A 13257-nucleotide genomic window follows, 5' to 3' on the forward strand; every position below is an offset into this window, starting at 1 on the left:
ACGGACGCGCGGAGGGCGCGTCCAGGTTCTATTTCTATGACCAGCGGAGGCCCGCGGCCGTCATGCCAGAATTGCGCCGGATTCCGCGGCGCCAAAGTTCCCGCAGGCAGCATCACAGCGCACACTGCCGCCCGGCGGACGCCGAAGCGCAGGACGCTTACCGGTCCCGCCCCGTTTTCAGCCGCGCACAGCGGGCAAGTGCTGCATTCTGGGCAATCCTGCTCTTCGCCGCCTTCTTCGTAAGCAACCTGAATCTCCACCACGCCGAATTCGCCGCAGATCTCGATCCAGTCGCCGCCGCCTGCGGCCTGCGCCGCACCGGGGACAGCAACTTGCAGCGCCAGCATGAAGATGGCGCACCCCCCTGCCAGCCGCCGGAGGAGCCCGGCGCGGCAAGCGGTGAATATGAAAGAGGTGCGCGGCATCTGGTACAAGAATCTCTTGCTGCATTCGCCGCTGACACTAGAGGGAACTTCAGTGCCGCAATTTGATGTATGTCAGATAAATCGGAAATTCCGCATCAATCCTCAGCCCGCCGCAAAACGGGCTCGGCGCCCGGCAGTTCAGCCCCTTTCAAACCGCCGGAAGGCAAAGGCAATCACCCCCGCAATCGCCATATAAACAACAGCAAGCAGCAGCAGCGGTTCATAGACAATAAAGGTGTCGGAACGCACGCGGGAGGACACCGCATAGATCTCCACCACCGTGATCGTCGCCACCAGCGGCGTCGCCTTCAGCTGTAGGATGGTCTCGCCGCCCAGGGTCGGCAGCACGTTGCGGATCGCCTGCGGCAGCCAGATCCGGCGGAACATGGTAAAGCGCGGCATGCCAAAGGACTTCGCCGCCTCCAGCTGCCCCTTGGCGACGCTGGAAAACGCCCCCCGCATGACCTCGCCCTCATAGCCCGCATATGACAGCGTCAGCGCCAGCACCGCATAGGGCCAGGCCTGCCGCAGATAGGGCCACAGCTCGGAGGAGCGGATCCAGGGAAATTGCGGAAACAGCGAGCCCAGCCCGTAATAGAGCAGCCAGATCTGCAGCAGCAGCGGCGTTCCGCGGATGATGGTGCAGAAGGTGCGGGCAGGAATAGACAGGTACCACGGACCCACAGCCTGCGCCAATCCCAGCGGCACCGCCAGCATGAAGCCCATAAAGGTGGAAACTGCCAGGATCCAGATCGTGGTCCACAGCCCCTCCAGCGCCAATGGCGCATATTGCGGGATCCAGTCCCAGCGCAGCGACACCGCACACCAGGCGACAAGGCCTGCAAAGACCATCATCATCACGATGCGGTGCGGCTGCATCAGCTCCTTCAGGCCGGTCATGTCTTGCCCCCCTTCAGCGAGGGCTGGCCGCGCCGCGCCCATTTCTCAACCCGGGCAAAGACCGCGCCGGAACACAGCGTCACCATCAGGTACAGAAAGCCGGCCGCCAGGAAGAATGTGAAATAGGCCCGTGTGCTGCTGGCTGCCTGCCGGGTTTCCAGCGTCAGCTCGTTGAAGCCCACAACCGCCAGCAGCGCGGTGTCCTTGGTGGCGATCAGCCACAGGTTCGCCAGCCCCGGCACCGCAAAGCTCATCATTGCCGGGATCGTCACCCGCCGCATGATCATGAGGGCGGGCATACCATAGGATTTCGCCGCCTCGATCTGGCCCACGGGAACCGCCTTGATGGCGCCGCGCAATACTTCGGTGGCATAGGCCCCCTGCACCACGCCCAGGACCCAGATGCCGGCCGCAACGCCGTTGATCTCGACCCGGCCGCCGCCCATCGCCTCGGAGATCTTATTGATGATATCGCTGCCGACGTAATACAGAATCAGGATCAGCACCAATTCCGGCACCGCCCGGATCACCGTGGTGTAAATGGCGAGAAGGTCGCGCGTGACCTTCCCGCCATAGAGCTTGCCATAGGCTCCGAACAGCCCGATCACCAGCCCCAGCCCAAAGGCGCCAAAGGCGATCTGCAGGGAGTTGGCAAGCCCGCGCAGCAGGTTGCCTCCCCAGCCCGACAGCGACAGCAGCTCCGCGCTGGCGCCAAGGCCCAGTAATTCGAACAGTCCGGTCACTTCAGCGCCTTAGTAGATGCTGGTGGTGAAGTATTTGGCGGTGATCTTCTCGTGGGTGCCGTCGGCCAGGATCGCCGCGATACCCTTGTTCATCGCCTCGCGCAGATCGTCATCGCCCTTGCGCACGCCGGCACCAACACCACGGCCCAGGATTGCCGGATCATCGGCCACCGCGCCCTTGATCTCGCAGCAGCTGCCGGTGTCGGAGTTCACGAAATCCGCCATCGCGATGCTGTCGGCCTGGGTCGCATCGATACGGCCCGCAAACAGATCCTGATTGGCTTCATCCTGGGTCTGATAGACCTTCAGCTCGGCATCTTTGAAGTATTCCTGCGCATAGGCCTGGTGGATGGTCGAGGCCTGGATGCCAACGACTTTTCCTGCCAGCGACTCCGGCGTCGGCGCGATGTCCATCGACTTATCCGCAACGATCACCGCCGGGGTGTTGTAATAGGGGTCGCTGAAATCAATGGTCTTCAAACGTTCCTCGGTGATCGACATGGAGGCCATAATGGCGTCGATCTGCTGGCCTGTCAGCGACGGGATAATGCCATCCCAAGCCACCGGTGTGATCGCGCAGTCCAGTTCTGCCGCAGCACAAACCGCGTTGATCACCTCGACCTCCCAGCCGATCCAGTTGCCTGAGCTGTCGAGCGAGGCAAACGGCGGGTAAGGCTCTGCTGCGATGCCGATTTTCACCTGTTCCGCTGCAGCGGCGCCGGCAGTAAGAGCAGCAGCTGCGGTGGCAGCGGCAAGCAATGCTTTCAGTTTCATAAGTCTCTCCCAGTTGGTGTTTATTGTGGTTGTGGATCAGGCGACCGAACTCAGAAATTGCTTCAGCCGTTCTGATTGCGGATTGCCAAAGACCTCGGCAGGCGGCCCCTGCTCTTCGATGCGGCCCTGATATAGATAGACAACGTGGTTCGCGACTTCGCGCGCGAATTTCATCTCATGCGTCACCAGAAGCATGGTGCGCCCCTCGGCGGCCAGATCGCGGATCACCGTCAGCACCTCGCCCACCAGTTCCGGGTCCAGAGCCGAGGTCGGTTCGTCGAACAGCATCGCCGACGGGTCCACCGCCAGCGCCCGGGCAATCGCCGCCCGCTGCTGCTGGCCGCCGGACAGATAGGCGGGATAGGTATCTTCCTTGCCGCCCAGACCCACGCGGTTCAGCAGCTCATGCGCGCGGGCGATGGCTTCTGCCTTGGGCACCTTCAGCACATGCACCGGCACCTCGATCACATTCTCAAGCAAGGTCCGGTGGGTCCACAGGTTGAACTGTTGAAAAACCATCGCCAGCTTGGTCCGGATGCGTTCGATTTGCTTCTGATTGGCAGGGGTGCCATCGCCGCGCATCGCCACGTCCTCGCCGCCGATCACAATCTTGCCCGAACTCGGCGTTTCCAGAAAGTTGATGCAGCGCAGCATGGTCGACTTGCCCGAACCGGAGCCGCCGATGATCGCCACCACATCGCCCTGACGGGCGGTCAGCGACACGCCCTTCAGCACTTCCAGATTGCCAAACGACTTGTGCAGATCCTCAACCCGGATCGCCTCGCGGCGCGCGTCAATTTCCAAAGCTGATGAGGCAGCAGCGGCTGTGTCCATTCTAGCGTCTTCCCGAATTTTCCGATTGCAGTAAGCCGCGACTCGCGTAATTATGCAAGCGTATAATTACTCTGCCAGGCAAAAAACAGGAGCTGAGGTGACCGACGAGCGCCGCAAATTCAAACGTGAATCCGCCGAAGCGCGGAAGGAAGCGCTTATTCTGGCCACACTGGAACTGGTGGCGGAAAACGGCGTGCGCGGGGCAACGGTGCGGGGAATTGCCGAACGCGCAGACGTGACCCAGGGTCTGATCCGGCATTACTTCAGCTCCAAGGAAGAGCTGATCACCGCCGCTTATGAACATCACATGACCTTCATGAGCGATCAGACATTTGCCCCGGCGTCGGGCGTTCAGGGATCTGCCCTGGCCCGGCTCACCGCATTTGTGACTGCCTCGCTGACGCCGCCGGTGGTGGATCCGCGCGCCATCGCGCTTTGGGCCAGCTTCCTCAACAAGGTGCAGCAGGATCCGCAGATGAAGGCAACGCACGAACGCACCTATGCCTATTTCCGCGACCAGCTGCAGGCGCTGATCACCGCCGCGCTGGAAGAAGCCGGCCGCCCCGCCCCGCCCGCGCGGCTGCGCCGGCTGGCAATTGCCTGCAACGCCCTGATCGACGGGCTGTGGCTGGAAGGCGGCGCTTTGCCCGATGCTTTCGCGCCGGGAGAACTGGAAGAGATCGGGCGGCAATCGGTTGCCGCAATAACAGGACTGAATTTGGAACAAGGGGCTGAAAGGTCATGAGGCTGACAGCAATCACCGAACGGCTGGCCGGATTGGGCGGCGGCAAATGGGAAGTGCACCTGAAAGCACGGCAGCTGGCCGAAGCAGGGGCCGATCTAGTCGAGATGACCATCGGCGAGCCGGATGTGCCCACCCCGCCGGACCTGATTGAAAGCGCCGCGCAGGCGATGCAGGCAGGCCGCACCGGCTATTCCGACGGCCGTGGCGAGGCGCGCCTGCGCGCCGCCCTGGCCGACGCCTATACCGCCAGCCGCAGGCGTCATTTCGGACCGGAGAACATCCTCTGCTTTCCCGGCACCCAGACTGCGCTTTATGCGGTGCTGCAAGGCGTTGCGGAACCCGGCACCGAGGTGCTGGTGGGCGATCCGATGTATGCCACTTACGAGGGCGTCATCCGCGCCTCGGGTGCGGACATGGTGCCAGTGCCGCTGCGGCCTGAGGCCGGTTTCCGGATGCAGGCCAGCGACCTGGCCGCGCGCATCACGCCGCGCAGCCGTGCCATCCTGCTGACCACCCCGCACAACCCCACCGGCGCTATCCTGACCGCTGAAGACCTGCGCGAAATTGGTGAACTGGCCCTCAAGCATGACCTCTGGATCATTTCCGACGAGGTTTACGAGCATCTGGTGTTCGAGGGTGCGGAGTTTGTATCGCCGCTCTCTGAACCGGCACTCGCCGACCGGGTGATCGCAGTCTCCTCGATCTCCAAATCCCACGCCGCACCGGGGTTCCGCAGCGGCTGGTGCGCCGGACCGGCCGAGTTCTGCACTGCACTGCTGCCGGTGTCGGAGACCATGCTGTTCGGCAACCAGCCCTTTATTGCCGACATGACCGAAAAGGCCGTGCGCGACGGCTCCCCGGTGGCGGCCGGCATGGCCGCCCGCTTTGCCGCCCGCACCGATTTGCTGCTGCAGCGGCTGCACGGTGAAACCGAACTGCGTGTCCACCGTCCCGAGGCCGGCATGTTTGCCCTGATCGACGTCTCTGCCACCAACATGGACGGTGATGCCTATGCTTGGGATCTGCTGGACAGCGGCGTCGCCGTCATGCCCGGCTCCGCCTTTGGCGACAGCCTCACAAACTGGGTGCGTGTTGCCCTCACCATCGACGACGGCAGCTTTGCCACTGCGCTGGACCGGATCACCGCCCACGCAAACCGCAAGTCCAGGAGCGTCGCATGACCAAGGCAACAGTTGGCGAGGCTCTGGTGGCAGGGCTGAAGGCACGCGGCGTGACCTGCGTGTTCGGCATCCCCGGCGTGCACACGGTCGAGCTGTACCGCGGGCTTGCCGAGTCCGGCATCCGCCACGTCACCCCCCGCCACGAACAGGGCGCAGGCTTCATGGCCGATGGCTATGCCCGGGTCTCCGGCCAGCCCGGCGTGGCCTTTGTGATCACCGGCCCCGGCCTCACCAACACGCTGACCCCGATGGCCCAGGCGCGGGCGGATTCGGTGCCGATGCTGGTGGTCTCCGGCGTCAATGCCAGCACAACGCTCGGCAAGGGCCACGGCCACCTGCACGAGCTGCCGGATCAGCACGCGCTGATGGAAACCGTGGCGCTGACCTCCGAACATGTTGCCGCCGCAGCAGACCTGGACGCAGCGCTGGACCGCGTCTTTGCCCCTTTCGCCGCAGGCCGCCCCGGCCCCACCCATATCCAGATCCCGCTGGACGTGGCCGGCACCGCCTCTGAGGACAGCGCGGCAGCATCAGCAGCCGCCTGGCCGCGGCTGGACCCCGCTTTGATTGCGCAAGCGGCAAACAGGCTTTCAGCAGCCGCCAAAGTTGTGATCCTGGCCGGCGGCGGCGCGAAAGCCGCAGGCCCAGACCTGCAGTCCCTGGCCGAACACCTGGACGCGCCGGTGGTGCAGACGGTCAACGCCCGCGGCCTGATGCACGGCCATCCGCTGACGGTCCCGGCCAGCCCCAGCCTGCAGGCCGTCCGCGGGCTGATTGAAAAGGCGGATTGCGTGCTGGCGCTGGGAACCGAGCTGGGCCCAACCGACTACGACATGTACGCAATCGGCAGCCTGCCCCGGATGGCCGGGCTGATCCGGGTGGACATCTGCCCGGAACAACTGGCCCGGCACAACACGGAACTGGCAATTCCGGGATCCGCCGCCGAGGCCGCCGCCGCGCTGCTGGCCATGCTCACGAGCACGCCGAAGCAAACCCAGGGCGCTGCACGCGCCGAACAGGCCCGCGCCGCCGCATTTAAGGAAATCGGCCCGGACTACCGCGCCCAGGTCGAAGTGCTGAACGCCATGCGCGCAGCGGTGCCGGGCGCGCTCATAGTGGGCGATTCCACCCAGCCGATCTATGCCGGCAACCTCTACTACGACCACGACCGCCCCGGCGGCTGGTTCAATGCCGCCACCGGCTACGGCGCGCTTGGCTACGGCATTCCCGCCGCCATCGGCGCCTCGCTTGCCGACCCGTCCGCGCATGTGATCTGCATTGCAGGCGACGGAGGCGCCCAGTTCTCCCTGCCCGAGATCATGGCCGCCGCGGATGAAAACCTGCCCGTCACCTTCGTCATCTGGAACAACCGCGGCTACGGCGAGATCGCCACCTCGATGGAGGCCGTGGGCGTCCCTGTCGTGGGCTGCGACCCTACCCCGCCTGAGTTCGGCCCCGCCGCCGCCTCCTTCGGCATTCCCTACACCCGCACGCCGATGGATCCTCAGGCCGTCGCTGCGGCCCTCGCCGCAGCCAGCCGCAGCGGCGCCCCGTCCATCGTCGAAATCGAAATCACCGGACCTGTTCCGGGTCAGGAGTAACCTCATGAAAAACCCTTCCTTTGAGTTCAGCCGGGCCATCACCCGCCGCCCTGCCTCCACCATCGCCAACGGCCTGCGGGCCGAGGACATCGGCAACCCGGATCTGGACAGCATGCTGGCCGCCCACGCAGCCTATGTCGCCGCCCTGCGCAGCACCGGCGCCGAGGTGATCGAGCTGGAGCCGCTGGACGCCTTCCCCGACGCCCAGTTCGTTGAGGACACCGCCCTGTGCCTGCCCCAGGGCGCCATCCTGATGCGCCCCGGCGCGCCGTCGCGGCTGGGCGAAGTGGCTGAAATGGCCCCGACGCTGCGCGGCTGCTACGAAAATGTCCGCGAAATCAAAAGCCCCGGCCATATCGAAGGCGGCGACATCCTGGTGACCGGCAGCGAAATCCTGGTCGGACGGTCCGACCGCACTGATGCCGCAGGCGTCGCCGAACTGGCCGCGATTGCCGCCGAATGGGGCCACAGCCTCCGCGAGGTTTTCACCCCCGAAGGCGTGCTGCACTTCAAGACCGACTGCTCGCTGATGGACGCCGAGACGATCCTGTCCACCAAGCGCCTGGATGCTTCAGGCTGCTTCGAAGGCTACCGGGTGCTGCATGTCGCCGAGGGCGAGGAAGCGGCCGCCAATGCCATCCGGTTCAACAATCTGGTGCTGATGGCAGCAGGATTCCCGCGTACCGCCGAAGTGCTCAGCAAGGCAGGTTACGAGATCGTCGAGATCGACAACACCGACTGCGCCAAACTGGACGGCGGCATGTCCTGCCTGTCGCTGCGCTTCTGATTCCCGCGGCCGCGGTCCCTCCGTCTTCCGCGCAGCGGCGGCCAGCCTGGCTGCGGGGAACCCTGGAGCGGACCGCGGCCTGCCCCCGCCCGGCGCTCAATGGCGTCTGCCAGCCGGAACAGAGCAGAGGCACCCATTCGCCGCTATGGCGCGCCGATGCCTCCGCCCAAGATGCCGGATTTGAACGGGAAAATTGACCGGCAGTCTATTGGTAATAGCTGTTCATCCCCGCAAACCCCTGCCACTGCGGGAAGCAAAACCCGACGTACAGAGAGGCTTTCCCAGGCCGCAATCCGACCTGCTTGGGCATATTGGTGCACTCCTCGTCAGCACTGCGGCTGCAGATCGGCCCCCCCCCCTCTCATCACCAAACACAACATGAAGCCGCCAAAGACCCCTGATCAACAGGTTCGCAATGGCCGCCTTCAGATTGAACTGCTGCGTGGTGATGGGCGGGTATCAATATGGAGGGAGATGTCGAAGCAGGAAGATGAAAACACTTAGGTGCCTTTCAGAGCTCTCCCGGCGATGAACTCCGTCCTGTCGCGCGGCATCGCACTCAAGCGCAAATCAGCTGCTGCGCAGCATACGGAGGGCAAGCCACCCAATCGCCAACTTTCTCAATGATTTCAATGAGTGATGGCGGAGACGCAGTCAGCCCACCCACACCGGAAGACGAAATAATAAAATTAATATCAGTACGTTAAAACTTCTCACCGCCTCAGAAGAAAAAATTGTGCAGCAAAATGATAGCAAAACAAATCTAGGGCCTTTGCCTGGCGTGACCGCCTGACCTGCCAGCGCCAGCGGCAGGACAGGCACTAACATTTAAGGGAACCATTCTGATTGGGTTTCACCCGGAGCGGCAGCAGCCCGGTGACTTCAGCCATGCCAATTTGGCGCAAGGCACCTTTGGGCCGGGCCTGGCTGGGCCAAAGGCGCCTGCCGGGCCGGAACCGGAATGCCCGGCGGGTAAGGGGCTTCCGCAAACAGCAGAAAACATGGAGACTGAGGGCGCGAAGACTATTTCAAGTTCAATGCAGCGCAGCGCACAGATAAGACTTTGTAAGTGCATGGAGAAAGGGAAACCCGTTGTACAGGATTCGCCTGTTTGCCATTCGCCACTCCCGCAGCTTTGAGTGGATATACAAGCGCGTGGAAAGGGTCATGATCGCGCTGGACCCGGTCCTGGGAAGGATCGGGTATGAGCGGGTCGAGCGCCCCATCGCCTTGGTGGAGAAATGCGTCAAGACCGTGCTGTTCGATTGCAAGATGTGCGGGCAGTGCGTGTTGTCATCAACGGGCATGTCCTGCCCGATGAATTGCCCCAAACAGCTGCGCAACGGCCCCTGCGGCGGGGTGAGGCCGGGTGGCTTCTGCGAAGTCAAACCGGAAATGAAATGCGTTTGGGCGCTGGCCTGGGACGGGGCGTCGCGAATGAAAGGGGGCGCGCAGATTCACACCGTGCTGCCGCCGGTCGAGCGCAACCTCGAAGGCTCTTCCTCCTGGCTGCGGGTCAGTCGCGAAAAAGCGGCGCATCTGCGGGAAGCCCGGGAAAAACGCCGTACGGCCATTGCGGACGCCTTCCCGGATGCCCGCAAAAACGAACCCTCAGCCGCGCCGCTGGCGGAGGAGCCCACCCGGGCTACGAAGGGTAACAAATGATGGATCATACCTTGCCCCAGCCCTACTCGGCGCCGCCCGAAGGCCATGTTTCGCACAGCCGGCTGGAACGGGTGCTGCGCTCCGGCCGCTTTGCCATCACCGCAGAGCTGAACCCGCCCGACAGCGCGGACCCTGCGGACGTCTATGATGCCGCGCGCCCCCTCGGCGAGGTTGCCGATGCAATCAATGCCACCGATGCCTCGGGCGCGAACTGCCATATGTCCTCGATCGGAATCAGCGCGCTGCTGACCCGGGCGGGGTACTCGCCTGTGTACCAGATCTCCTGCCGGGACCGGAACCGCATCGCCATTCAGGGCGACGTGCTGGGGGCGGCGGCCATGGGGGTCAGCAATGTGCTGTGCCTGACCGGGGATGGTGTAGGAGTGGGGGACCAGCCGGGAGCCAAGCCCGTATTCGATTTCGATTCACTGTCGCTGCTACGCACCATCCGGACAATGCGGGATGAGCGTAAATTCCTGTCCGGGCGCACCATCAAAAATCCGCCGCTGCTGTTTCTGGGAGCGGCGGAGAACCCCTGCATTCCGCCCTATGAATGGCGCCCCGAACGACTGGCCAAGAAAGTGGAAGCCGGGGCTGAATACATCCAGACCAATTACATTTACGACGTCCCCCTGTTCGAAAAATTCATGGCACGGGTGCGGGACCTGGGGCTGGACAAGAAAGTTTACATCCTGGCCGGCGTCGGTCCGCTGGCCTCGGCGCGGGCGGCACGGTGGATGCGCTCCAATGTGCCGGGGATCCATGTGCCGGACGCGGTCATTGACCGTATGGAGAAGGCTGAAAAACCCGGGCAGGAAGGCAAGAAAATCTGCGTGGAGCTGATCCAGCAAATGCGTGAGATAGCCGGTGTTTCCGGGGTGCATGTCATGGCTTATCGGAAGGAGCACGAGGTCTCTGAGATCATACGGGCGTCTGGAGTTCTGGCGTCCCGCAAGAGATAATTCCAGGGGAGTGGAAGTTTTATGCAGGGCATCGGGCGTCCTTTGAAGCCGCCTTTCCCGCTGCCGGTGCCCGCCCGATAGAGTCGGCCTGCTGCGTTCCGGCGGGCACTGTTGCGTGCGCCGCCGAAAACCGGAAACGTGCTCAGGCTGCGGTTTGCCGCCTGCTGATCTTGAGCGAGAATTAGTTCACAGATGCCGAAGCGGGCAAACCATACGCCTGGGTTTAAGGCCAAGGATAAGCGTTGCCCCCGCCTCACGCGGGATCAGCTTGACTGTGGGAAGTTCCAGGGGAGGAGTTCGTCGAGCCGACTGGCGGGGTATCCTGCAGCGATGGCTTCGAGGGTGGCCTTGAGGTAGGCGAAGGGCTCGACGCCGTTGATCTTTGCCGTGGCGATGAGCGAAGCGATGCGGCCCCAAGCGCGGCCGCCTTCGTCATGGCCAGCGAAGAGCGCGTTCTTTCTCGTCAAAGCGATAGGGCGGATCAGGTTTTCAACGGCATTGGAGTCGATCTCGACGCGGCCGTCGTGGAGGAAGGTCTGCAGCCCGTCCCACTGACGGTGGATGTAGGCCAGCTTTTCTCCGAGACGCGACTTTGAGGAGATCCGGCGGCGCTGGCTTTGCAGCCATTCTCTGAACTCGGTGACCAGCGGCGCGGTGCGGGTCTGCCGGGCCGACAGCCGCTGGCCGGGGCCCATGCCGCGGATCTCAGCCTCGATGCGGTAGAGTTCCGCAATCCGGCGCAGTCCCTCGGCGGCGACCTCCGAGCCATCGCGGTCGAAGACCTCCTTCAACTTCCTGCGGGCGTGGGCCCAGCAATGCGCCACGCGGATTGGGTCGCCGCCCTTGCGAGAGGGACGCGTCAGCCGATTGTAAACCTGGTAGCCGTCGAGCTGCAGGATGCCATCGAAGCCCTGCAATATCTGTTCCGCGTTTTGCCCGGCGCGGCCGGGAGCATAGGTGAAGACCACACCGGGCGGGTCATCGCCGCCCCATCCCCTGTCGTCCCGGGCCAGCGCCCAAAGGTATCCGATCTTTGTCCGGCCCCGGCCCGGGTCCAGAACCGGCGCCGTGGTTTCATCCATGAACAGCTTGCCTGAGCCCTTCAGGTGCTCAGCGAGCCGGTCGACCACCGGGCCAAGGTGGAAGGCGGCGGCGCCAACCCAATCGGCGAGCGTGCTGCGGTGCAGGTCGATCCCGGAGCGGGCCAGGATCTGGCTCTGGCGGTATATCGGCAGGTGATCCGAGAACTTGCTGACCAGCACATGCGCGATGGCGCCCTCGGTCGGCAGCCCGCCCTCGATCAGGTGCGCGGGGGCCGGTGCCTGGGTGACACCCTCGGCGCAGGCGCGGCAGGCATACTTGGGTCGGACGGTTACGATGACGCGGAACTGCGCGGGAATAATATCCAGTCGCTCGGTGCGATCCTCGCCGATCCGGTGCATCTCGCCGCACCCGCATGGGAAGTCCAAACTGTCCGGATCGATCACCTTTTCGATCTGAGGCAGGTCCTTGGGCAGATTGCCCCGGTTGCGGCGGGCTGCCCTCCGCAGCGCCGGAGCGGAAGCCGCTTGCGTGTCCTGCTGCGTCTCGACCTCGGCCACCGCAGCCTCGAGATCCTCAAAGGCCAGCTGCCGCTCGTCCTCGCTCAGCTTCTCCTACCGTTTGCCATGCACGACCTGGTTCAGCTCGGCGACGAGATGCTCCAGGCGTCTGTTGGCCTCCCGAAGCACATCCCGCTCGCGCAACACTGCAAGAACTGCGTCACGCTGGTCTTCCGGAATGGCAGAAAGGTCGATGGGCGGGGCACTGGACATGGCCGGAGAATAGCTCGATCTGCACCTTGAAGGGCAGGCTTTCCGCAGCCCGAGTCACTCTGCCGCAGCCGGCCGGCGTGCCTCCAGGGATCGCACCCGCCGCCAGTCCAGCCCGGCAAACAGCGTCTCGAATTGCGCGCGGTTCAGCGTCATCGCCCCGTGGCGGATGGCGGGCCAGGTGAAGCTGCTCTCCTCAAGGCGCTTATATGCCATCACAAGTCCGCTGCCGTCCCAGAACAGGATCTTCATCCTGTCCGCCCGTTTGGCGCGGAACACGAAGACCGTGCCGGTAAAGGGATCTTCCGCCAGCGTTGACTGCACGAGCGCTGCCAGGCCGTCGTGGCCCTTGCGGAAATCCACCGGCTTTGTCGCAACCAGTATCCGGACGCCCTGCGAGGGCATCAGCATGGCGTGGCCCCAAGCGCATGCACGATCTCTGCGATCCGGATTGCGGGGGTGCCGGGCGCAAGCTCGATCCTGACTTCGCCCGAAACGATCCGGATCACCTCTGCTGAAGCGGCAATGTCCGGCTCCGGCTGCACCTCCGAAACATCACAGACCACCAGCGGGGCGAAGACCGCTTCGTCCAGCTCCGCCGCTGGCAATACCAGCTTCCCCTGCCTCGCCAGCCGACGCCAGGCCGACAGCTGGTTCGCTAAGACCCCATACCGCGCGGCCACGCCATTCACCATCGCACCCGGCTCCAGCTTATCCGCCACTGCCCGGGCCTTGGCTTCATCCGGCCAACGCCGGTGGCCCGACGCGTAGATCTCCACGCCCAACGATTTGAGAAACGAATTTGTAGCGCACATTGCGAAACGAACTC

At 64.0% G+C, this 13257-nt stretch carries 13 protein-coding genes and 1 pseudogene; 7 read left to right on the forward strand and 7 right to left on the reverse strand.

All coding sequences use genetic code 11. The annotated features are described in order from the left end of the window. Window positions 1-62 precede the first annotated feature (62 nt). Window positions 63-491 (forward strand): hypothetical protein, encoded by a 429-nt coding sequence (locus tag METH_RS23980; RefSeq protein ID WP_156927493.1) that lies wholly within the window; start codon window positions 63-65, stop codon window positions 489-491. A gap of 72 nt (window positions 492-563) precedes the next feature. Here METH_RS23980 and METH_RS14110 read toward each other — a convergent pair whose 3' ends face one another. Genes METH_RS14110 through METH_RS14125 form a run of 4 tightly spaced genes read right to left on the reverse strand, consistent with a single transcriptional unit; the run spans window position 564 to window position 3676 of the window. Beyond that, the gene (locus tag METH_RS14110; RefSeq protein WP_024091149.1) at window positions 564-1325 is read right to left on the reverse strand and encodes an ABC transporter permease; all 762 of its coding nucleotides are present in this window, start codon (window positions 1323-1325) and stop codon (window positions 564-566) included. Continuing rightward, entirely contained in the window at window positions 1322-2068 is a 747-nt protein-coding gene (locus tag METH_RS14115; RefSeq protein WP_024091150.1) for an ABC transporter permease, read from the reverse strand. Before METH_RS14115 ends, METH_RS14110 begins: the two co-directional genes overlap by 4 nt. Before the next feature lie 9 nt (window positions 2069-2077). Next, on the reverse strand, window positions 2078-2842 hold the full coding sequence (locus METH_RS14120) for a transporter substrate-binding domain-containing protein (RefSeq protein WP_024091151.1): 765 nt from the start codon (window positions 2840-2842) through the stop codon (window positions 2078-2080). Between the two features lie 36 nt (window positions 2843-2878). Then, the gene (locus METH_RS14125) at window positions 2879-3676 is read right to left on the reverse strand and encodes an ABC transporter ATP-binding protein (RefSeq protein ID WP_024091152.1); all 798 of its coding nucleotides are present in this window, start codon (window positions 3674-3676) and stop codon (window positions 2879-2881) included. Window positions 3677-3773: 97 nt separating this feature from the next. Here METH_RS14125 and METH_RS14130 point away from each other — a divergent pair, with 97 nt between their 5' ends. The 6 genes from METH_RS14130 (at window position 3774) to METH_RS14155 (ending at window position 10617) form a co-directional block, all read left to right on the forward strand. After that, the gene (locus tag METH_RS14130; protein ID WP_024091153.1) at window positions 3774-4421 is read left to right on the forward strand and encodes a TetR/AcrR family transcriptional regulator; all 648 of its coding nucleotides are present in this window, start codon (window positions 3774-3776) and stop codon (window positions 4419-4421) included. Beyond that, window positions 4418-5602, forward strand: a complete 1185-nt coding sequence (locus tag METH_RS14135) for a pyridoxal phosphate-dependent aminotransferase (RefSeq protein WP_024091154.1) — start codon at window positions 4418-4420, stop codon at window positions 5600-5602. Before METH_RS14130 ends, METH_RS14135 begins: the two co-directional genes overlap by 4 nt. Then, on the forward strand, window positions 5599-7203 hold the full coding sequence (locus METH_RS14140) for a 5-guanidino-2-oxopentanoate decarboxylase (protein WP_024091155.1): 1605 nt from the start codon (window positions 5599-5601) through the stop codon (window positions 7201-7203). Before METH_RS14135 ends, METH_RS14140 begins: the two co-directional genes overlap by 4 nt. Before the next feature lie 4 nt (window positions 7204-7207). Then, window positions 7208-7990, forward strand: coding sequence for an arginine deiminase family protein (locus METH_RS14145; protein WP_024091156.1), 783 nt, complete (start codon window positions 7208-7210; stop codon window positions 7988-7990). Window positions 7991-9157: 1167 nt separating this feature from the next. Further along, window positions 9158-9655 (forward strand): methylenetetrahydrofolate reductase C-terminal domain-containing protein, encoded by a 498-nt coding sequence (locus METH_RS14150; RefSeq protein ID WP_245602894.1) that lies wholly within the window; start codon window positions 9158-9160, stop codon window positions 9653-9655. Then, window positions 9652-10617, forward strand: coding sequence for a methylenetetrahydrofolate reductase (locus METH_RS14155; protein WP_044008436.1), 966 nt, complete (start codon window positions 9652-9654; stop codon window positions 10615-10617). The genes METH_RS14150 and METH_RS14155 overlap by 4 nt, the downstream gene beginning before the upstream one ends. Before the next feature lie 263 nt (window positions 10618-10880). On the opposite strand, the pseudogene tnpC reads toward METH_RS14155, so the two are convergent. From tnpC to METH_RS14170, 3 genes and pseudogenes are all read right to left on the reverse strand, one after another. Continuing rightward, window positions 10881-12431, reverse strand: a pseudogene (gene tnpC / locus METH_RS14160) (IS66 family transposase). Window positions 12432-12485: 54 nt separating this feature from the next. Then, window positions 12486-12839, reverse strand: coding sequence for an IS66 family insertion sequence element accessory protein TnpB (gene tnpB, locus METH_RS14165; protein WP_024091159.1), 354 nt, complete (start codon window positions 12837-12839; stop codon window positions 12486-12488). After that, window positions 12833-13207, reverse strand: coding sequence for a transposase (locus METH_RS14170; RefSeq protein ID WP_245602895.1), 375 nt, complete (start codon window positions 13205-13207; stop codon window positions 12833-12835). Before METH_RS14170 ends, tnpB begins: the two co-directional genes overlap by 7 nt. Window positions 13208-13257 lie beyond the last annotated feature (50 nt).

The organism is Leisingera methylohalidivorans DSM 14336, from assembly GCF_000511355.1.
Taxonomy (GTDB): domain Bacteria; phylum Pseudomonadota; class Alphaproteobacteria; order Rhodobacterales; family Rhodobacteraceae; genus Leisingera; species Leisingera methylohalidivorans.